The organism is Paenibacillus sp. FSL K6-2862 (assembly GCF_038005125.1).
Taxonomy (GTDB): domain Bacteria; phylum Bacillota; class Bacilli; order Paenibacillales; family Paenibacillaceae; genus Paenibacillus; species Paenibacillus illinoisensis_A.
The window spans coordinates 1,476,886-1,497,998 of record NZ_JBBOSN010000001.1 but is presented as its reverse complement, the minus strand read 5'-3'; the positions used below and the strand labels follow the sequence as shown (position 1 = coordinate 1,497,998).

Here is a 21,113-nt window from a genome sequence, read left to right as displayed (position 1 = left end):
GGCGTATCCCCCACGTTCCAATCACCTCAGCTCTCAGCGTTATGCTCCACATTACTCATTTCCGTTCGTTCCCTATATCAAAAATAATCCCTGCAGCAGACTTAACACCGTCAGCAGAGCGGCTTCCAGCAGCTCATTCATCGCACCATATGTATCTCCAGTAAGTCCGCCTAACCTCTCGCTGATGCGTCCGGCAACGAACTTGCCGATAAGATACGCCGCCAGCGGTACCAAAATGGCAGCTGCAATAGGATACAGCCACCAAGGTAATGTCCCAAGGCCCCTATCCATCGCCAGCATTTCTACCATACTGCTGCCAGGCTGAAAGATCCACACCGCGGCAAGTGTGATGACAGCCGCCAGGATGGTCAGTCCAACCGCAGCGCTTCGTGCCCGCTGGACTTCTTTTCGTTCACCAAGGCCCTTGAACAGGACAGCAAGTCCATCGTCCCCCCTGGCATTCGGCCAAGCCGAAATGGCATATACCATGAACCAGCGGCTCCAGATCATGGGCAGAATCAGCAGTGCTCCATACAGCCAGTTACCACGTGCGATAAAATCAGCAATTAAGGCTGCTTTCATCATGAGCAGCAGCACGCAGGCAATCACGCCCATGGCTCCAACGCGGCTGTCTTTCATAATCTCCAGCATTCGCTCACGGGTACGATAGCTGAGCAGGCCATCCGCTGTGTCCATCCAGCCATCGAGATGGAGTCCCCCCGTAAGCCATACCCATAGGGTCAGGGTCAATACGGCCGCCGGGAACGATGGCAGCAGTGCACCTGTAAGCGCGCCACCAATCCAGACACTTAAACCAATGGCCGCACCGACCAGCGGATAATAGACTACACTTTCCCGCAGCAGTGGCGGAACGAAGTCAATCTGCATTTTCACCGGGAAACGGGACAAAAATTGAAAAGCGGCCGCAGCCGCATGTTTTTGATCCAGTCTGTTTACATACTCCGCACCCTGAGCAGGCCCCTCGTTTATCTGATTCAGGTGGTCTTCACTGGTCATTTCCTCACGATTATGCGGGCTGTTGTTACCGTCATGGCTCATAAGCGATACTCCTTGCTCTTCAGCTCCATCGCAATCCCTACCGTTACCAGAAATACTTCGCGGCAGATGGCAGCGACTCGCTGATTCAATATGCCCGCCAGATCTCGGTACCTTCTGCCAAGCGGATACTCTGGTACGATACCATCGCCCACTTCATTCGTAACCAAGACTAGCAGTCCGGGATAGGACTCAATGGCAGTTACCAGCGCATTCATATGATCCAGAACAACCTGTTCAGGTTCTTGCTCATGGGTAAGCAGGACGTTCGTCAACCAGAGCGTCAGGCAATCCACCAAAATGGTCGGAGCTGACGATCCTGTATGCGATTCCCCCATTCTTGTAATGAGTTCTGGCAGTGCCAAGGGTTCCTCCACGGTATGCCACAGGTAGCCCACTTTATCCCGCTGATTCTGATGCAGACGTATCCGTTCACGCATCTCGTCATCATACGCCTGTGCGGTTGCGACATACCAGGCCTCGGAGGAACGCTGCATGCAGAGACGCTCGGCAAAGGAGCTTTTGCCGCTCCTTGCCCCGCCCGTTACAAGTACACTCATGGAGATACCTCTCCCCGAACCGCCGAAGCAGCTGTTGATGACTCATCCGCGGTCTCATTCTCATTCGAGCTTCCCGAGACACCAGCGCTTGCAAATGTGGCCATCTCATTCAGAATACGGCAAGCCGCATCGATTAGATGAAGACTGAGCACACCACCTGTCCCCTCACCCAGCCGCATGTCCAGATCCAGCATCGGTTTGAGGCCAAGTTCGCGCAGAAGCGCAGCATGTCCACTTTCATGCGAGGTATGGGAAGCAATCATATATTCCACACTGACCGGAGCAAGCTGTCTCGCAATCAGTGCCGCTGCAGTGGAGATAAACCCATCCACCACCACAGGGCAGCCATGAGCTGCCGCTGCAAGGATGACACCTGTCAGTCCGGCAATTTCCAATCCGCCCACTTTGCCAAGCACATCCAGGGCATCGTCTGCATCCGGTGCATTTACACTAAGTGCCCGGCTGACTACAGCAGCTTTGCGCTGCAAACCTGCGTCATCCATCCCTGTTCCCCGACCAACCGCAGATGCGGGTGCCGTTCCGGTTAAAGCACACATGACTGCAGCACTCGCCGTAGTATTTCCGATACCCATTTCACCGGTGACAAATAACCGGGTTCCCTTGGCGACTTCAGTCGCCACGACCTCGGCTCCGGCAAGAATCGCCTGGATCGCTTCATCACGGCTCATGGCTGGGCCCTGCGCCATGTTGGCTGTACCTTTGCGTACTTTGCGGGAGACCAGGTCCGGGTGTTCCAGATCGGCATTCACGCCAATGTCCACACAGATGACATCTGCCCCTGCATGGCGCGCCAGAACGTTGACGGCCGCTCCTCCTGCCAGAAAATTATGAACCATCTGCGGCGTTACCTCTGCCGGGAACGCACTGATGCCTTCGGCAACGACGCCGTGATCGGCAGCCATTACGATGACGGCCCTGCGATCCAGACAAGGGCGAGCCTCGCCGGTTATCCCCGCAAGTCGAATAACCAGCTGTTCCAGTTTGCCGAGACTTCCCGGCGGTTTCGTTAATGAATCCACATGTGCCGAGGCTTCCGCCGCCACTTCTTCATTAGGACCCACGATCCGATCGATTAACTGTTCCAACGTCTGTTCATTATTCATACCGCCAGCACTTCCTTCATCAAAATATAGGGTCTCCCCGCTGTTCATTCACTCGTGTTCTCGCCGCAGCAACAATTGCGGCAATCCAGTATCGGGATGATTGACCATGGCCGGGTTCACCCGGAAGATATCCCGAATGTTCTCTTCCGTCATCAGCGAATGGGGTGTTCCACTGCTTACGCACATGCCCTCGCGCAGAGCGAGAATCTGATCGCAGAATTGCGCAGCAAGGTTCAGATCGTGCAGCACAGCCACAATGGTAATGTTGTTTTTTTGCCGCCAGGAAGATAATAGCTCCATGAATTGCAATTGATATCGGATATCAAGAAATGTGGTTGGCTCATCCAGCAATAATAATTGGGGCTCCTGGGCCATGACTTTGGCGAGCGCCACCCGCTGCCTCTGCCCGCCGCTGAGTGCATCGAGCGGCCTGTCGGCCATTTCGGTTAAGCCCAGTTCTTCCAGTACCCGGTCCACCACGGCCGCTCCATCCGTGGATTCCCTGCCTAGCCAATTCTGATAAGGATAACGTCCCATCTCCACCACATCTCTGACGGGATAGGAGATGGCAGGCAGGCCATCTTGTTGCAATACCGCGATCATGCGGGACAGGTCTTTGCGAGTGTATGAGGTAATCTCCCGCCCTGCAATCCGAATGCTGCCTGCACCAGGCTGTTCGGTTCCGGCAATGAGCTGGAGCAGCGTTGATTTCCCGCTTCCGTTTGGACCAACGACACCCCACCATTCGCCTTCTGTGACACGCCAGTCCACGTTATGCAGTGCCTGGTGCTCACCATACATTTTGCCTGCTCCAGTAACTTCAATCAGTGGATCGTTTGAGGTAACGCTTGTACCTATGTTTGCACTCATGCTTTTACTCATGCTTGTACTCATGGCATCACCCCTTTTCGCAGCTTTTTATTCCGATGCAGCAGATACGCGAAGAAAGGGGCTCCCACAAAGGCCGTCACCACACCAAGCGGAATTTCGGTCGGTGCCAGCAGGGAGCGTGCAATCGTATCGGCCCATACCATGAAGATGGCTCCGCCAATCGCGGACAAGGGAACCAGCAAACGATAGTCAGGCCCAACGATTAGACGAAGAATATGCGGAATGACAAGACCGACGAATCCAATGACACCCGAAACTGAGACGGCCCCGGCAGTAAGCAGCGTTCCTACGGCAAGGACAGATAGCTTCAGACCATCCACCTGGACACCGATATGTGCAGCCTGCCGTTCACCCAGTGCAAGAACATTCAAGGAACGGGCACGGCTCCAAAGGAAAATCAGACCCAGTATAAAATACGGGAAAAGGATGGCCGTATACGACCACCCACGCAGAGCCAGACTTCCCATCGTCCAGTATATAATTTCGTTAATCGTCTGTTTCGACATGGTCGACAGGAAGGAGACCACCGCTCCCAGAAAGCTTTGCATCACCACACCCGCCAGAATCAGGCTGTGCGTCGGTATTTTGCGCCCTTCACGAGCCAGGGCGAGTACAAACCATAATGTGAGCACGCCCGTCAGAAACGCAACGAGCGGCAAGGTCCAGATTCCGATCAGTGCATACTGCAATCCGAAGAAAATCAGAAAAGCAGCGCCCACCGATGCACCAGACGATACGCCAAGCGTAAACGGATCTGCCAGCGGGTTACGAAGGACCCCCTGAAAGCCTGCTCCGGCGATGGCCAGCGATGCACCCACGAGTACAGCAAGCAGTACCCGCGGGAACCTGACCTTCCATATAATCTGCTCGGCTGCCGTACTCCAGTCAGGCGTGATCCAATCTCCGATCCATGGCATGTGATGAAGCAGAATGCCTGCAATGTCACGGACAGGCAGAGCCACTGAACCGATGCCCGTACAGATCAGCACAGTCAGCACAAGCAGCAGAATTCCGGCTGTTCCGTACACTGCCAGCTTTTTACTCATTGGAACAGGTCAGGATAGATCGCTTTGGCTACAGCTTTCAAACCTTCCGTTACACGTGGGCCCGGACGGCTCAGCAGGTTGGCATCCAGGCCAATAACTGCATCGTCTTTCACCGCCGTGATTTGATCCCAGCCGCTGCGCTCTTTGATGATCTGATCCAATGTTTTGGAGTTCTCATCAATAACATCATTGGCGTACAGAATGACATCCGGATTGGAAGCAATAATGTTCTCTTCGTTAATTTCATTCCAGCCCACGAGGTCGGAAGCAACGTTGATTCCACCGGCTACCGTAATCAGTTCATCCATGAATTCGCCTTTACCCACAGTCCAGCCTGGGGAGAATTCAACATATACCTTTTTCTGATCTTCCGACTTCACAGCCTTAACCGCTTCGGTTATGTCCGCTACATCTTGTTTCATCTTCGTGATGAGCTCCTGTGCCTGCTCCTGATGATCCGTGATTTTGCCGAACGTTTCGATGTTGTTCATGACATCGTCTATCGATTTCGGATCTGTTTTGAAAATGGTGATTCCCAGTTCGCGCAGCTTCGTCACAGCTTCTTCGCTCATGGAGATCCCTGTAAATACGATGTCTGCTTCCGCTGCGATAATTGATTCTTCATTGGGCTTCGACACACCGCCCATTTTCGGTTTGGTCGTTGCAGCTTCCGGATAATCGTCATAGTCGGATACGCCTACGATCTGCTCGTCTAGTCCAAGCGCGAACAACGACTCGGTTTCTGCCGGAGATACGGATACGATTTTGGCTGGCGCTTTCTCAAACGTGAAGGATTCACCTGTCGCATCCGTTACCGTAAGTGGATATTGTGTTTTGAGATCCGTCTGCTCCTGGCCTTGGGATTGCTCCTGTGCAGGCTGCTGCGTAGACGTACCTGTTCCCTCGCTCGTTGTTGCATTTCCACAGCCGGCCAAAGCCAGTGTGAGCATCGCTGCTGTCAGCAGGGACGCCATGCCTTTCCAATTCTTGATGTTCATTCTGTTCATTCTCCCCTTCTCTATTTGTACTATTTCTTGCAACATGCTCAAACTCTTACTCCCCATACTTTGGTGTTCCTATATAAGGTTTGAACTGCAACATTTACACGTTAACGGAGAGTGCAGAACCGATCTGGAGAAACGAAGTGTTCGCCTTTATCACCGGATTTCCCCTTTTAATAAGGGGATCAAAGAAATCTGGGGATAACAGCGATCGGAAGACGGTACTGCAATCGTAGTGGTCTAGTGTAAAGCTTACAGGTTCATCCTATATGAACAAAAAAATCCCCGATCCTTACGTCAGGATCAGGGATGACGTCTCGCATATGGCGATCTGCACATCTACAGCGTACCCGCCGTTGATGCACATAGAATTGCCCGAAACGCTGTCCTTTCCTCGAAGGAACACCGGTTTGTACGTCCAGGGCAGGTAACCTGACTTACAGGACTGCTCGTCCTGATTTACAGTGGCGGGACCGTGCCGGATTCACACCGGCTTCCCTATTTCACCCATTGTGCCGTTCATCGTTTGCATTAACTCGATGAGCTCTTCTTGCTCGCACAAGGGACCCGTGGTCGCTGATATTGTAACCATTCAAGTGAGCATGTACCATCCATCAGCGCTTAAGCGCATAACGAGATATATATTCATGCTGAAGTCACACTTCTGTTGTGATTATAGGTTATATTGCACATCCTTACAACCCGATTCACGGAAAAGACACCCTGCTTGAAACCCAGCTATTTCCGCTTTTTTCAAGCCGAACCTTAATTGCTTGCCCCGGAATGACCTGCGTATCCCAGAATCCCAGTTCCGTTATGAGGCGTGACAAGGCGTACCGAATGACACCGCCATGGGTAACTACGGCAATCACAGGAACATGATTTTCTTCGGAATGTTCCTCTGGCGAAACGGACACAAGGCACTCCTCCACGAAGGAGTCGATCCTCGCAGCAAATGCCTGCCAAGGCTCACCGCCCGGTGGCGTCACATCCTGCGGTGCATCAATCCAATCCCGGTAGAGCGGATTGTCCTTGAGCACATTGTAAGTCATGCCTTCCCATTGCCCAAAATCAATCTCACGCAAACGCGAATCATACTGTACTTGTCCTGCTTGTACCGGGGCAATTCGTTCCACTGTCTGCCGGCAGCGCAGCAAATCACTGCAAAATAGTGCATCCCATGTGATCCCGCGAATGGACTCGCGAAGCGGCGCCAGTTCCCGCACTGCATCCTGCAGGAGACCAATATCGGTATGTCCGAGGTATCTCTTTTCCACATTCCAAGAAGTTGTCCCATGACGGATAAACACGATCTCCCGCGTTCCTGTTACACGCTTCCCGGAATCTACTTCCATAACAGCGCACCTCCTGCTGTCCAGATGCCGAACGTTACCAGCCAGCATAACAGCACAAAAGCTCCCGCCGACCAGAACATCAAACGCGTGGTCCGCACGATATCCTCTGATTCCATCAGCCGTGTCTGATCGCCCATATAGGCTCGAAAAGAAGCCACTCCGTGATAGACGTTATACCCGCCAAGCCTGATGCCCAGCGCTCCCGCAACGGCCGACTCCGGGAATCCGCTGTTTGGGCTAGGGTGCAATCTGGCATCCCGGCGAACCATGCGTGCAGCGCCTTTTGCGTTCAATCTCATGAACCATGCACCCGTAATGAGCAGCAAGGCAGTAAGCCGCGCCGGAATCCAGTTCGCCCAATCATCCAGACGAGCAGAGGCCCAGCCAAGATGCAAATACTTTTCATTTTTATAACCAACCATGGAATCCAGCGTATTGACGGCCCGATAGGCCATCGCTAGCGGGGCACCGCCAATCAGGGCATAGAACAGCGGTGAAACGATGGCATCTACGATGTTTTCCGCTACAGTCTCCACGGTTCCCCTTACCACTTCCGGTTCATCCAGATGCGCTGTATCCCGCCCCACGATCATGCTTAGTGAACGTCTAGCCGCAGGCCAATCCCTTTCTCTCAGATGACGATACACTTCCATGCCTGCATCCTTCAGTCCTTTGGAAGCAATGGTGGTGGAAATTAGTACCACTTCAACGATAACGGAAATCACTGGGTGAACAAGTCCCAGGATATATAACACTCCCCAAGTAAGCACCAATGAACCACCCGCAATGACGATCGGAAATAGCATTCCTGCCCGCTTAAGCCCATGATCGCTGCTCACTCGTTTTCTTATCGTCCGCTCCAGTGCAGAAATTCCTTTCCCCATGCCGATCACCGGGTGGGGAATCCAACGTGGATCTCCGATGAGGCGATCCAGTATGTATGCTGCTAAAATAATCCATGCCCCTGTCATTCCTGCCCATATGGGCCAGTCTGCCCATTGACTCAGAGATATCATCGCTTGCTATTCCTCTCTTTCCACGCCTGTCCAGCTTGCAAACTTTCGGTAACGGCATCATAGACGACACGCCCAATCCCTGCCCCAATCACTGTGGCTGTTCCTGCGTAAGAGATCAGTGGTTTCCCCTCCACCTGACTCGTGGCAAGCACAATGGCATCCGTCGTCGTTCCCGTTGCAGTCAGTCCATTTTCCGCATCCATTACACCGCAATCCGAGAGTGCTGCCGTTTTGGCTTCCACCGCTGTCTGAATGGCATTGACCATAGCTCCGGGCGTCATGCGGCCGTTGATCCATAACATGATATTAATTGTACCGGGAGTGTAGGGTGATTCAGCGGCTATTCCCTCCTGGCTAGTTATGTTCCCTGCAGCATCAAATACGGTTCTTGCGGAGCCTGCCCGGGCAGCATTGGATACACCTGCTGTCGTACAGCACAAAATCCCTGCTTCCTCGCCCACATATTCCTGAACCGATGTGTGAGCAAGCTTAACCGCTGTCAGCAATCCGGCACAGCCTGTTGTGCGCTCCTCCCACCCTCTCAGGAGGTCTGCAATATCACGCGGCGGGTCGTCACAACGATAATGCCTGTCTACATAAATATTGAATATGCGATCCAGCTCGATCATACCCCCGCCGAACACGGCACTCGAAATGGCGCTTACCGGGTTAGGGATCGCTGCTCGAATATGGCGTTCATGTGCGCTGATGGTTAACCCGGGCCATGCAGAAGAAGTATATTCATTTTGCTCTACATTTGCATGGGTAAAGTGCTTCAAGAATGGCAATGCCATTACTCCACCCCCCCGCCCGTTGGCACCGGAGTCGGTTGTCCGCTCACACTTCTCATTTCGTTCACCAGACGAAGATTCGACTTCGCGTCCTTCACCGCCAGTCGGATATGTCTTTCCCCGAGTCCAGGGTACATGGCGCAGCTTCGGATCAGAATCCCTCGCTCCCCCAGAGCCGCCTGTATGGTTCCTGCTGTCCATGGCTTCGGCACACGTGCCAGCAAGAAGTTCGCTTCCCCGCGTGTCACTTCGCATCCACAGGCCTCCAGGCCGGATGCCAGTTTCTCTCGTTCAAGCGCCACCTGTTCCAACGTCTCCCGTTCAAAAGCTTCCCCGCTGCTTAGACAGGCTTCTCCCGCGATCAGTGCCAAGCCGTTGACACTCCAGGTTACCTGTTTCTTCGTCATGGCACGAATCAGATCCGGGCGTCCAATCGCATAGCCAAGCCGAAGACCCGGAATGGCATAGAACTTGGTCATCGAGCGAATGATGATCACCTGTGGGTAATCCTGTAATCGGGAAGCCAGGGATTGTCGCTGCGTTTCAGGAATGAAATCCATAAATGCCTCATCAATCACCAGGACCGTATCTGTCTTCTCGGCATGACGGGCCAGCCGCTGCAATACTTCAACCGGATACTGTACTCCATTGGGGTTGTTCGGCTGTCCAAGAAACAGCAAGTCCACCTGTTCCATCAGCTTCTCGATATCTTCGGGAGCTGCTCGCCATTCGAGCTCTTCCTGCCCCAGAACATGATGCATTTCTGCCCCAAATTGCTTGGACAATGAACGATACTCCGAGAACCCCGGTTCCACTGTGCCCACCTTCCGTGGAGAGAGTCCGAGCAGGATCAAAGCCATGCTTTCCGCAGCTCCATTCCCTATAGATATATACTCCTCTGACAGGCCAAGGCGTTCGCCAAGCAATGATTTGAATGTCCGATGTGCAGGATCAGGATAACGAAGTATCGCCCGCATCCCTTGCTCCAGCGCTTTCAGAACGTCCTTGGGCGGACCCAGAGGGTTAATGTTTGCACTAAAATCAAGGAAATCCTCAGGACTTCCCCCAAATCTTGACGCAGCAGTCTCCACGTCACCACCATGTCCAAAAACTTCAATGATACCGCTCATTTTGTCCGTCATCCTTTCTGCATGTCATTTTTATTATGGATGGCGTAACTGTCACGGGTCAATCCTGATTTACCTACACCATCCATTCCCTGCTTCAATTCCTTTGTGTCCAATCGACAATTCGATTACAATAGAAGAGGAATTTTGATTCGCAGGCGCAACACTACATAAGGGATCATCGTCCCTCACATACATTAATGGAGGAATGACCATGCTGTTTGTTGATAACCAGGGCATTACAGATCCTTCTGTAAACCTCGCGATTGAGGAATACATTTTGAAGCATCTGCCGATGGATGACAGCTATCTGCTGTTTTACATTAACCGCCCTTCCATAATTATTGGAAAACACCAGAATACTATCGAAGAGATTAACATCGAATATGTTCAAGATAACGGTGTGCAGGTTGTACGTCGTCTCTCCGGAGGCGGAGCAGTCTACCATGATTTGGGCAACCTCAATTTCAGTTTTATTACCAAGGATGACGGACAATCCTTCCACAACTTCCGCAAGTTCACCCAACCTGTCGTGGAAGCTCTGCAGGAACTTGGTGTGAATGCCGAGCTGACTGGACGCAACGATCTGCAAGTCGGGGAAAAGAAAATCTCGGGTAATGCCCAGTTCTCCACCCGCGGACGCATGTTCAGTCACGGAACGCTCATGTTTGACCTTAATCTGGATCATGTTCAGGCATCCCTGAATGTTAATCCTGAGAAATTCAAATCCAAGAGCACCAAATCCGTACGCAGCCGGGTTGCCAACATTCGGGATCTGATTGACAGCAACCTGACCATTGAACAATTTCGGGACGAGCTGTTGCGTCACATCTTCCGCATGGAGCCGCAGGATGTTCCCCAATATGAACTCACGGAGAAGGATTGGGACAAGATCAAGGAAATCTCCGCTGAGCGTTACAGCAACTGGGACTGGAACTATGGGTTGTCTCCGGAGAGCAATGTGAAGCATACCCGCAAATTCCCTGTCGGCATTATCGATCTGCGCATGAACATCAAGGATGGACGAATCGAGGATATCAAAATCTTCGGTGACTTCTTCGGTGTAGGCGATGTGGCGGATATCGAAGATATGCTGCGTGGCAAGCGTTATGAGGAATCCGAGGTGCGCACGGCACTTGAGGGCCTTGATGTGAAACACTACTTCGGTAACCTGGAGCTGGAGGACTTTATCGGCCTCGTTTTCCTGGAAGAATAGATTTAGATGTAAGTATAGCTTTAGAACGAATTCCTTTATTACACTTTAACGGAAAAAGCAGAATCAATCTGGAGAAGCAAAGCGTTCGCCTTTATCCCTGGATTTTCCCCTTTATATAAGGGACTCAAACAAATCTAGGGATAACAGTGATCGAAAGATGATTCTGCGTTTGGAGTGATCTGGTGTAATTAAGGATCCATTCGTTCGTGATTATAGATACAGATAAAAGGAGAGAAACTCAAATGGCTTACAAACTGATGGCAATCGACATTGATGATACCCTCATCAACGACAACAAGGAAGTAACCCCTGCAACACAAACGGCATTGGAGCAAGCGGTTGCTCATGGTGTAGTCGTTACCCTGGCAACAGGACGTGCCTATGCTTCTGCACAAGCACTTGCTCGCCAAACGGGATTAAACGTGCCAATCATTACCTATCAGGGTGCTTTGGTCAAAAACCTGCTGGACGAGAAAGTACTCTATGAGCGCTATGTACCGCAAGACGCTTCCCGCAAATTGTACGACTACTGCCTGGAGAACAATCTCCATCTTCAAACGTACATTGATGACAAGCTGTATGCTCGCGAAGAAAACGACAAACTGCGTGATTACGCCAAGCTGAATGGTACCCAGTACCATATCGAGCCGGACTTCATCAAAGTTATTGAACAACAAACACCAAAATTGCTTATCATCGATGAACCAGACTACCTGGATAAAGTGGCCGTTGACCTGCGTGAATTGCTTGGATCAGAAGTCCATATCACCAAGTCCAAACCATACTTCCTCGAAATCATGCATCGCGAAGGTACCAAAGGCCATGCCCTTACATTCCTGGCCGATCACTTTGGTCACCAATTGAGCGAGTGCATCGCGATCGGTGATTCCTGGAATGACCATGAAATGCTGGAAGTTGCCGGCCTTGGCGTGGCTATGGGCAATGCGATCCCTGCTCTCAAAGAGCTGGCAGATTACATTACGGCAAGCAACAACGAAGACGGCGTGAAGCAGGTCATTGAGAAATTTGTGCTGAACGCGGAGTAATACGATAACGCTAAGCATACGGTAAAACAAAACAGCCCTGGGCAGCGAATAAACTCGCTGAACCAGAGGCTGTTTTTGTTTTGGTTGTATCTTCGGAATCATTACTATTGATATCGGGAATTCAACCATATTTTGCGAAAGTAACCCAATAGTGAATTGAACATTAGAAATACCAGAGCTCCGACACCAAACAGCAGTGCAATCATAATCGATTCGCTATGGGGACCTTTAACCTGCAGAAGCATGGCCAAAACTCCTACAACACAGCCAGCAAGAAAATAAACGACTGTTTTCGATATCCCGCTTTTCCGCTTGAGACAACGGTCCAACACTGCTGTGAGCGGCAAACCTGCAAACAGATAGAATGCCCACAAAATCAAAAAAACGGTCAGGAGCTGATTGCTGAAAGGCATCATTACTGCTGGCGTTTCAACATCATTCGGATAGCGATCCACCCAGGAAGCCAGGAGCGAGAGAGTAAGTGCCGAACAGATCGTTGCGTAAAATTTGATCATGCTACTCACTCTCCCCTTTCACCTGTTTTTATCGATCTTGGCCGTCATATGAACTTCGTATGCTGCTTCCGTACTGCTCATCAAACTCACGGTTCCGTTCCCGGATCTCTTGTATCGTCTTTCCCATGTTCATACCAGGAATCAGAGCAGTCAACAGAAGCACCATGCCAACAGTAAACAATAAGATCGCCACAACCAATCCAATGAGGCCACCTGTCTCCGACACAGCTTCCAAATAACGTCCCCATCTGGTGGACCAGACAGTTACTAACGGAATGTGTATAACAGCAGCAATATGAATAATGCCATAAAGGACAATCCCCGCGGACAGAAATATTGCACCGAGTCTGAGTCTGTTCAACATGATTCCTCACCTCATTCCTATGTAAAAAAGGAAATACCTATTTTACCACAGGTTTGGAAGTTTGCACCAATGAATTAGCTCGTTTACCTCTCTTCAGCCAGCTCATCACTTTCTCATTCATCGCCAGCAAGCCGGATACAACCAGCACAACACCGATCCAGGTGATCCAGCTTACATGTTCACCATAGACAACCGCTCCAAGACCGACCGCAATCGGAGGAGAAATGTACAGCCAGGTTGCCGGGAACAGCGGGTTGGTACGTGACATGATCCAGTAGAACAGGCTATGCCCTACCATTGAACCAATCACCGTCAAGTAGATCAGGGACAAAATCGCCGGAGCCCAATTAAGTCCAGACGTGCTCCACGATTCCGTCACTGCCGAGAGCCCGGATAACAGCAGGCCTCCATACATCATCTGTACGGCATTAATCGCTACGGGACTTGCTTCCTTGAACTGGTTGATCACCTTCTTGGAGTACAGGGCGCCTGCCGAATAGCATACTTCTCCCACAAGTACGGCGATACACCCCCATAACCACAGTGAACTCCCACCAATGGATACACCGGGTAAAACGACAAGCACAACGCCTCCAAAACCGATCAGGCAGCCTGCAATCATGCGGGCAGAAATTTTGTGCCGCAGCAAAGCAGTCTGCATTACCATAATCATCAGCGGCCCGGTAGCTGACAAAATAGCCCCGACGCCTGAGCTGACATATTGCTCTGCCCAATATAACGTGGCAAACGTACCAAAGGTCAGCCCTGCTCCGGTCAGGAGCATTTCTTTTCTCCACAGCAGGGACAGACTTACCTTCCCTTTCATCCACATCCATGCAAACATCAATGCACCTGCAATAATAAAACGTAATCCGGCGGATAGAAAAGGCGGCATGCCTGCCTCGACGCCAATTTTAATCGCCAGGAACGTTGTTCCAAAAATAAGACACATTACTGTAAATGCTGCTGCAACCATGCTAGCGCCTCCTTCATCTGTTCTCCATCATATAGCACTGTCTACAGAACAGAATGAAGAAAACAGAACAGAATCTACTCCTTTCCTGTTACAATAGAGTCCAAAAGGAGCGTGAGTCGGGTGGGCAAAGCCATGTTGATGACAGATAACAGCCTTAAACTATATGAACAGGTGGTTCATTATCTCGTGGTGCGTATAGAGGCGGGAGAGTGGGCCGAACATGAAAAGCTCCCTTCCGTGCGAAGCCTGTCCGAGCAGCTCGGTGTACATCGGCTTACGGTGTTCAAAGCCTATCAGGAGCTGAAGGAACGCGGGAATGTATACGTTAAGGACAAGTCCGGTTATTATGTCAGCCCTGCTGACCCGTCGCCTGTAGCGGACCAGGCAGATGACCCTGCAGTATCCGCCTGGCTGCACTGGGACTCACTCGCGCGCGTGCAGTCCCTTGAAGCGGAATATCAATTTTCGAAGTCACTGATTGATCCCGCCCTGCTCCCTAACCGTTACTGGGGAGAACTCATGCGGGATTTGCTGGATCAGTATCCCCGGCTGCTCGGTACGTATTCAACCATTCAGGGTGATGTGGAGCTGCGTAGTGCGCTGGCAAGCCATCTGACACTGAAAGAACGATTTTACATTTCAGCGGAAGAAGTACTCATTACTACGGGAGCGCAGCAGGCCATTGATCTGATCTCTCGAAGCCTGGTCAGACCAGGTGACCGTGTCCTTATGGAAAGGCCGACCTACGGTCCTGCCATGGAAATTTTCCGCAAACAGGGTGCACGCCTGATCTTCACGGATATACACCCGGCGGGTTATGATCTGGAACAGATTGAGCATCTGATGAAGACGGAGAAGCCCCGTGTATTTTACATGACGCCAACCTTCCAGAATCCGACCGGTATTAATATTCCAACCGAACAGCGGAAACAGCTTCCCGAACTTGCCGAACAATATGGATGCTTTCTCGTTGAAGATGACAGCACGTACGATATTTATTTTAAGGAGAAACCTCCGGCGCCAATCTTTACGTACGATACGACAGGACACACGCTCTACATTCGCAGCTACAGCAAGTATGTTGCGCCGGGTCTGCGTATTGCGGCCACTATGTGCCGTCCCCGATTTATGCCAGGACTGCAGGCGGTTAAAGCACTGGCTGATAACGGAACTCCCCTTCTAAACCAGAAGCTGTTTCTCCGGTACTTTCAATCTCCGCGCATGCATCAGCACCTGTCGAAGCTGCGCACCGCCATACAATTACGGATGGAAGTCATGGAAAAATGTCTGCAAGAAACAGACTGGAATTGGACCCGGCCTGAGGGCGGACTCAACATCTGGGCAGAGCTTCCGGAAGGCATCGATACAGGACGACTGCTTCACCAGTGCATGGAACATTCTGTGGCGTTTGTCCCCGGAACGGTATTTGATCCTTCGGAAGCTTCCGCAAGTCGCAAACTGCGTTTGTCCTTCTCCTATACACACGAACAGCAGATTCGCGAAGGGATGAACAGACTCATGGAACTAGTTAAAAGGATGAATTAGCTCCCGTATGCTTCCACTGTTTAACTGACAACAACAATGGAATTACAGTGAAATTACAGTGAACGAACCAAAGAGCCCGGAAGATCAAATGACCTTCCAGGCTCTTTAGATGTTTTAAGGTGTAAATTATACGGCTGCTTGCTTAATCTGTTCTGGATATTACTTTGTCCACCAATCCATATTCCACTGCTTCCGCTGCGGTCAGGAAATAATCGCGATCCGAATCTCTCTCGATGCGCTCCAGCGGTTGGCCTGTATGGTTCGCTAACAGCTCGTTGAGCCGCTGGCGGTGCTGAATGATCCGGTTGGCATGAATCAGCATATCCGATGCCTGCCCGCGCGTACCTCCATGCGGTTGATGGATCATAATCTCACTGTTCGGCAGAGCGAGCCGTTTCCCTTTGGTTCCACCAACCAGCAGAATCGTACCAAAACTCGCGGCCATGCCCGTGCAGATCGTTGAAATATCCGGCTTCACAAATTGCATCGTGTCATAGATTGAGAATCCGGCTGTAACAGATCCGCCCGGACTGTTGATGTACATTTGGATATCCTTTTCGGGGTCCTCCGCGGTCAAAAACAGAAGCTGAGCCACAATGGCATTTGCCATCTGATCCTCAATCTCCCCGGACACCATAATAATTCGATCTTTCAGCAAACGTGAATAAATATCATAGCTCCGCTCACCGCGGGCTGTCTGTTCAACTACATAAGGTACATGGTTCATGCCTGTCGCCTCCCGGTTTACGCAACCATGCGCGCGGCATATCCTCCTCCATACATCATTGAAGTCATGCCGGAATTGGAATACCCGTACATCATTGGCTGCGTTGATGAAGACGGCAAAGACTGCTGCAGAATCGTTCCTGCCACGGCCACCGGATCATCCGTACGATTGAGGCACAGATCAATCAGACGCGCCGTATCTCCACTGCGAAAAGCCATCAAGTAGCTTCGCAGCTGCTCTGCGCTCACTGAATCATCTGCGCTACTCGCTGCTTCGCCTTCCGTTTCCAGGCGGCTTCGTCTGACGCGTTCCAGAGCAGATCTGGCGCGATTCAGCGCGGCTTTGACCGCTCCTTCCGATGTATCCAGCATCTCTGCAGTCTCTGCCGTCGTGTAACCCATTAAGTCACGTAATACATATATCGCTCGCTGCCACGGCGGCAGCTCATTGATAAGGATCTGAACAGCAGACTCGATCTCCTCGAATCGCTCCTCCTCCGCACATTCTTGCATAAACGGTTTCAGGCTATCCAATTTACAAGCGAGCTTCTCCCGCTTCCGTATGACGTCAATCCATGTGTTGCGCGCAATCCGGATCAGATAGGCTTCCCAGTTCATCTCTTGCTTTGTACTACAGGACTGCATAGCCGAAGAAGCCAGCATTTTCACGCAGGTATCCTGAACCAGATCCTCGGCCTCCCAGGTTGAAGCGGTCAGAGACAGACAATAAGCATAGAGGCTGCTCATCAGATCCGGTAGCACACTTTCCATCATCTGTTCAACGCTGCATTCAGCTTGATGACCAGTCTGGGTATATGGTTTGAATAAGTTACGGTTATCATGTGGTCTGTTGATTCTGCAATCCACGGACTTCACAAAGGCCATGTTTGGGGCCCCCCTTTGTTGGTTCCTGATTGATCTTGCTTCATGTCATGCTTTTCGATGTCTTGCTCTTATGGTCTTACACTATGTAAACGAAGAACGTCCGGTAAAGGATACGCTCTTCTGTATTTATTTTTTTATATTCCAAATAGGTTCTAACTTAAACGCTGTCCAGCTGTACCTTCATGCCTGTAGCTGCCAGCGTAATACCTGGATCCAGATCGTAGTTTTGCTGTACATCCACGTCATGAGACATATGGGTAAAATAGGTGAACCCCGGTTTCAGTTCCCGCAGCAGTTCCTGCGCCTCACGCATGTCGTATACGGAACGTGTGGAGAATTCCGCAAGCTCATGGACAAAGCTCGTTCCGAGCACCAGCAGATCCAGCCCGTGCAGCGGCTTCTTCTCCGCTTCCTTCAGATCGATGGCATCCGAACAATAAGCCCAGCTGTACCCTTCCCGCTCAAGCCGATACGCATAGGAATAACCGTTTTTACCATGGCAGACCTTCCAGGAGTGCACGTTCCATCCGCCAAGCTGGATATCATCATCCGTTTCCAGAAAGTTCATGTGCCGGCTTAGCCAAGGGAATTGCCCCTGAATGGTTGTGATTACTTCACGCGGTGCGTACAAGCTGCCTTTAACCCCCAGCCAGCGGCAAGCATCCGCCCATTCCGGCAAACCTCCAATATGGTCAAAATGCGCATGTGTCACCAATAATGTATGAACCATACGCAATCCCTGATCCTCCATCTGTGATCTCCAGTCTGGTCCGCAGTCAATCATAAACGGTTCGGATGCACCATCTGAATGGATCAGAACAGAAGAACGTTTACGCTGGTTGATCCCGGTCAGACGGGCCTCCGTGCAGACTGCGCAATCACAGTATACACGCGGTACGCCCATGGCATCCCCGGTTCCCAGAAATGTTAGCTGATTCATTACAGTGATCCCCTCTCTATCCGATGCTGTACTTTCCAAGAAGTTCTGTTTTCCTAAATTGTATATCCTCGCCCCCTGCTTTTGCAAAAAAAAGCTCTCCCTATGCAGTTCAAATCCTGCACTAGGGAAAGCCTGATCTCTGACTACATGTAGTCAGCGTATGTCACTTCTACTTGGCCCGCTTGTCGCCTAGACCAAGGCACGCAATTTCAAGGTCAATTCCTGACCCTCGGGCACATCTCTCGAATCCGTAATGACCCAGTTCGATGCAAGGCGCTTCGCCAGCACTTCTGCCTGCTCCGGCTTCAACTTCAGGCCGGTTACTATGCCCTCACCGACCGTGAAATCACGCTCCGGTTGTAAACCAAAAGCCTTCTCAATCCAGATACCCAGCCCGCCCCGGGTATTGAAAGTAATTCGGTAGCCCTCTTGAACGGCCGCTTCCAGATTTTCACCATGCTCATCTGCATATGAGATAAAATCATCGTATCTGTAGTGCTCTTCGGAAACGGCATCAAAAGCTGCCACGTCCTTGGCCTTGATGGCTTGCAGTATTTGATCTTCAGGCATGCCTTTACCACGAGCCTGTTCCAGGCGAATGGCCGTGCTTTGGGATAATTTGATCTCTGTACTCATCATCTCTCACCTTCCTGCAAGACCTTCGGGAGTAGGATGGTCTTACACTACTCTATGATTTCCTTTTACAGCAAAAAACCTTCATCTCTACTATATTCCGCGAAATGAAGGCTTGATGTCAATGCTGTGACTAGACGTAACCAACTATAATCCCGCCAGCACCTGGTACCAAACTCCCCGTTTGGAGTACAAAGTACTGCGGACTTCGTCCCAGCCACCAAGGTAATGGATATCAAACAGACCTTCAGGTGTTGGAAACGATGATTCAGTCTCGGCAAATACATTCGGATCTACCGAACGAAAACCATGCTTGGCAAATATGCGCTGAGCCTCCGGGGTTCTCAGGTAGTCCACAAATGCCTCTGCCAACTCCCTATTCCCATGTTTATCCGCATATTTATCCACCACAACCGCCGGATTTTCAATCAGGATTGTATTCTTCGGTACAACGATATCGTACTTAACACCCTGGGCAATACGGGCAAGCAATTCATTCTCATAAGTCACGATGACATCGCCGACGCCATATTCAAAGGCTGCCATGGACGATCGGCCGCTCTTATCCAGCGACTCGACATTTTCATGCACCTTCTCCAGAAACGCTTTGGCAGCGGCAGGGTCCTTCTGGCCCTTTTCTTCCGACATCTTCAGCCCAGCTCCGTAGATTGCATTGATATCCCATTGGGCTCCGCCTGACGTTTTGGGATTGGGATACAGCACCTTGACTCCCGGCTTGGTCAAATCCTCAAAATCACGAATTCCAAGTGGATTGCCATCCCTTGTTCCAAGAACAACAATCGAACGTGTAATCATGCCATCATTCGGCGTTTGTTTCCAATCGGAAGTCACGAGGTCGGCTTTGACCAGTTTATCGATGTCACTTTCCATGGCGAGCAATGCCACATCGGCCTCGAATCCACCGACGATGGCTCTTGCTTGTGTACCAGAGGCTTCATAGGACTCCTGGAAATTGACGGTCTGTCCGGTTTTTGCTTTCCATTCCTCCTTAAACTTGGGCAGCAGCTCTCCTATAGCATCCTTGGCTACACTGTATGCACCAATGACAAGCGTATTGGATTGTTCAGCTGCAGAGGGTCCGTTCTGTTCGTCTTCCGCTTGCTGATTGCTGCAGCCTACGGTCATACAGACGAGCAGAAGCATAAGGGCGGCGTATATGGGGGTTCTTTTCTTCTTCATCGTCTGCATGGGGCAGCCTCTCTTTCGAGTGCATTTTAGATCATGACCGGCATTGGATCTTCCTTCAAACGATTCTCGACAACCCAGCTATCCGTATCATTAAACAGATAAGCCCGGTGTACAAGCACCCGGATCTGTTGACCAATCTCCAGTGTCGTTTTCTCAAGTGAACGATATGTGATCAGCTTGTGGCCCTGTACCTCGACTTCCACCATCCACTCACTACCACGGAAGTGAAGATGCTTCACCGTACCCTTTTCGGTAGCTGACAGCATGGAGAATTCGTTTTTTAGACCAATCTCGATATACTCAGGCCTGATTAAGGCACGCGTATGATCTCCTTCTACAGCATGTTCGAAGCCCTTAAGCTGCGAGGCATCCTCCACAACGGTGGATTCACCAATAAAGGTTGCCACAAATGGAGTCTGCGGATTTTTGTAGATATCCCACGGTGTTCCTTTTTGCTCTAAACGGCCTTGGCTGATAATCATGATCTCATCTGCAACTTCGATCGCTTCATCCTGATCATGTGTTACAAATATCGAGGTAATTCCGACACGCTCAATCAGCTCTCTCAACCATGAACGCAGCTCTTGGCGAATCTTGGCATCGATGGCGGCAAAAGGCTCATCCAGCAGCAGCAGCTGCGGCTCAGGAGCCAAAGCTCTGGCAAATGCGACACGCTGACGCTGTCCACCGGACAGTTGATGCGGGTAGCGCTGTTCAAACCCTTTTAGCCCGGTCAGCTCAACAAGTTCCATGACCCGATCGCGAATCTGGGCTTTTGGTGTCTTTTTGACCTTAAGTCCAAAAGCGATATTATCAAAAACAGTCATGTGCTTGAACAAGGCATAGTTCTGAAAAACAAACCCGATTCCCCGCTCCTGCGGAGGCAGATGATTCACAACCTTGCCGTGAAAGCGAATCTCTCCGGAGCCCGGGTTTTCCAGACCGGCGAGCATGCGCAGAATAGACGTTTTGCCTCCTCCACTGGGCCCCAGCAGACCGATCAGATGGCCTTTGGCAATATCGAACGAGACATCTTTTACCGCATGAAATTGACCGAAATGTTTGTTCAGATCACGGACTTCCACATGCAT

The 21,113-nt window shown here is 51.0% G+C and carries 22 protein-coding genes and 1 riboswitch; of the genes, 3 read left to right on the top strand and 19 right to left on the bottom strand.

Features of this window, described 5'->3' with window-relative positions; genetic code table 11:
• Positions 1–72: 72 nt before the first annotated feature.
• From cobS to cobD, 10 genes are all read right to left on the bottom strand, one after another.
• Positions 73–1,059 (bottom strand): adenosylcobinamide-GDP ribazoletransferase, encoded by a 987-nt coding sequence (gene cobS / locus MHB82_RS06820; protein WP_341174217.1) that lies wholly within the window; start codon positions 1,057–1,059, stop codon positions 73–75.
• A complete protein-coding gene (cobU, locus tag MHB82_RS06815) occupies positions 1,056–1,616 on the bottom strand; it encodes a bifunctional adenosylcobinamide kinase/adenosylcobinamide-phosphate guanylyltransferase (protein WP_341174216.1) in 561 nt (186 codons plus the stop codon). The genes cobS and cobU overlap by 4 nt, the downstream gene beginning before the upstream one ends.
• A complete protein-coding gene (cobT, locus tag MHB82_RS06810; RefSeq protein ID WP_341174215.1) occupies positions 1,613–2,740 on the bottom strand; it encodes a nicotinate-nucleotide--dimethylbenzimidazole phosphoribosyltransferase in 1,128 nt (375 codons plus the stop codon). Before cobT ends, cobU begins: the two co-directional genes overlap by 4 nt.
• Before the next feature lie 48 nt (positions 2,741–2,788).
• A complete protein-coding gene (locus MHB82_RS06805; protein ID WP_445671251.1) occupies positions 2,789–3,610 on the bottom strand; it encodes an ABC transporter ATP-binding protein in 822 nt (273 codons plus the stop codon).
• A 20-nt stretch (positions 3,611–3,630) separates the two neighbouring features.
• Positions 3,631–4,677, bottom strand: a complete 1,047-nt coding sequence (locus tag MHB82_RS06800) for a FecCD family ABC transporter permease (RefSeq protein WP_095360590.1) — start codon at positions 4,675–4,677, stop codon at positions 3,631–3,633.
• Positions 4,674–5,675: an ABC transporter substrate-binding protein gene (locus tag MHB82_RS06795; protein ID WP_445671223.1), complete on the bottom strand. Its 1,002-nt coding sequence runs from the start codon at positions 5,673–5,675 to the stop codon at positions 4,674–4,676. Before MHB82_RS06795 ends, MHB82_RS06800 begins: the two co-directional genes overlap by 4 nt.
• 409 nt (positions 5,676–6,084) lie before the next feature.
• A riboswitch (cobalamin riboswitch) is annotated at positions 6,085–6,213 on the bottom strand.
• Between the two features lie 172 nt (positions 6,214–6,385).
• On the bottom strand, positions 6,386–7,033 hold the full coding sequence (locus tag MHB82_RS06790) for a histidine phosphatase family protein (protein ID WP_341174213.1): 648 nt from the start codon (positions 7,031–7,033) through the stop codon (positions 6,386–6,388).
• Positions 7,024–8,004, bottom strand: coding sequence for an adenosylcobinamide-phosphate synthase CbiB (gene cbiB / locus MHB82_RS06785; RefSeq protein WP_341176598.1), 981 nt, complete (start codon positions 8,002–8,004; stop codon positions 7,024–7,026). Before cbiB ends, MHB82_RS06790 begins: the two co-directional genes overlap by 10 nt.
• Positions 8,005–8,045: 41 nt before the next feature.
• Positions 8,046–8,843, bottom strand: a complete 798-nt coding sequence (locus MHB82_RS06780) for an adenosylcobinamide amidohydrolase (RefSeq protein ID WP_341174212.1) — start codon at positions 8,841–8,843, stop codon at positions 8,046–8,048.
• Positions 8,843–9,970 carry a threonine-phosphate decarboxylase CobD gene (gene cobD, locus MHB82_RS06775; protein ID WP_341174211.1) on the bottom strand — a complete coding sequence of 376 codons (1,128 nt, stop codon included), beginning with the start codon at positions 9,968–9,970 and terminating at the stop codon, positions 8,843–8,845. Before cobD ends, MHB82_RS06780 begins: the two co-directional genes overlap by 1 nt.
• A 211-nt stretch (positions 9,971–10,181) precedes the next feature.
• On the opposite strand from cobD, the gene MHB82_RS06770 reads away from it, so the two are divergent.
• Entirely contained in the window at positions 10,182–11,183 is a 1,002-nt protein-coding gene (locus MHB82_RS06770) for a lipoate--protein ligase (protein WP_110821339.1), read from the top strand.
• Positions 11,184–11,425: 242 nt separating this feature from the next.
• A complete protein-coding gene (locus MHB82_RS06765; RefSeq protein WP_095360596.1) occupies positions 11,426–12,229 on the top strand; it encodes a Cof-type HAD-IIB family hydrolase in 804 nt (267 codons plus the stop codon).
• Positions 12,230–12,333: 104 nt separating this feature from the next.
• Here the strand turns inward: MHB82_RS06765 and MHB82_RS06760 are convergent, their stop codons facing one another.
• Genes MHB82_RS06760 through MHB82_RS06750 form a run of 3 tightly spaced genes read right to left on the bottom strand, consistent with a single transcriptional unit; the run spans position 12,334 to position 14,084 of the window.
• Positions 12,334–12,744 carry a hypothetical protein gene (locus MHB82_RS06760; protein ID WP_341174210.1) on the bottom strand — a complete coding sequence of 137 codons (411 nt, stop codon included), beginning with the start codon at positions 12,742–12,744 and terminating at the stop codon, positions 12,334–12,336.
• A gap of 28 nt (positions 12,745–12,772) precedes the next feature.
• Positions 12,773–13,108 carry a hypothetical protein gene (locus MHB82_RS06755; RefSeq protein ID WP_341174209.1) on the bottom strand — a complete coding sequence of 112 codons (336 nt, stop codon included), beginning with the start codon at positions 13,106–13,108 and terminating at the stop codon, positions 12,773–12,775.
• A gap of 37 nt (positions 13,109–13,145) precedes the next feature.
• Positions 13,146–14,084, bottom strand: a complete 939-nt coding sequence (locus MHB82_RS06750) for a DMT family transporter (protein ID WP_341174208.1) — start codon at positions 14,082–14,084, stop codon at positions 13,146–13,148.
• 120 nt (positions 14,085–14,204) lie between these two features.
• Here MHB82_RS06750 and MHB82_RS06745 point away from each other — a divergent pair, with 120 nt between their 5' ends.
• Positions 14,205–15,629 carry an aminotransferase-like domain-containing protein gene (locus MHB82_RS06745; protein WP_341174207.1) on the top strand — a complete coding sequence of 475 codons (1,425 nt, stop codon included), beginning with the start codon at positions 14,205–14,207 and terminating at the stop codon, positions 15,627–15,629.
• A gap of 142 nt (positions 15,630–15,771) precedes the next feature.
• On the opposite strand, the gene clpP is transcribed toward MHB82_RS06745, so the two are convergent.
• The 6 genes from clpP to MHB82_RS06715 form a co-directional block, all read right to left on the bottom strand.
• The gene (gene clpP / locus MHB82_RS06740; RefSeq protein ID WP_095360598.1) at positions 15,772–16,356 is read right to left on the bottom strand and encodes an ATP-dependent Clp endopeptidase proteolytic subunit ClpP; all 585 of its coding nucleotides are present in this window, start codon (positions 16,354–16,356) and stop codon (positions 15,772–15,774) included.
• A gap of 17 nt (positions 16,357–16,373) precedes the next feature.
• Complete coding sequence (locus tag MHB82_RS06735) at positions 16,374–17,240, bottom strand: RNA polymerase sigma factor (RefSeq protein WP_341174206.1); 867 nt, start codon at positions 17,238–17,240, stop codon at positions 16,374–16,376.
• Between the two features lie 157 nt (positions 17,241–17,397).
• Entirely contained in the window at positions 17,398–18,180 is a 783-nt protein-coding gene (locus MHB82_RS06730) for an MBL fold metallo-hydrolase (RefSeq protein WP_341174205.1), read from the bottom strand.
• 189 nt (positions 18,181–18,369) lie between these two features.
• Positions 18,370–18,816, bottom strand: coding sequence for a hypothetical protein (locus MHB82_RS06725; protein WP_095360846.1), 447 nt, complete (start codon positions 18,814–18,816; stop codon positions 18,370–18,372).
• A 144-nt stretch (positions 18,817–18,960) separates the two neighbouring features.
• On the bottom strand, positions 18,961–20,022 hold the full coding sequence (locus tag MHB82_RS06720; RefSeq protein ID WP_341174204.1) for a sulfate ABC transporter substrate-binding protein: 1,062 nt from the start codon (positions 20,020–20,022) through the stop codon (positions 18,961–18,963).
• 26 nt (positions 20,023–20,048) lie between these two features.
• Positions 20,049–21,113 (bottom strand): sulfate/molybdate ABC transporter ATP-binding protein, encoded by a 1,065-nt coding sequence (locus tag MHB82_RS06715; protein WP_095360602.1) that lies wholly within the window; start codon positions 21,111–21,113, stop codon positions 20,049–20,051.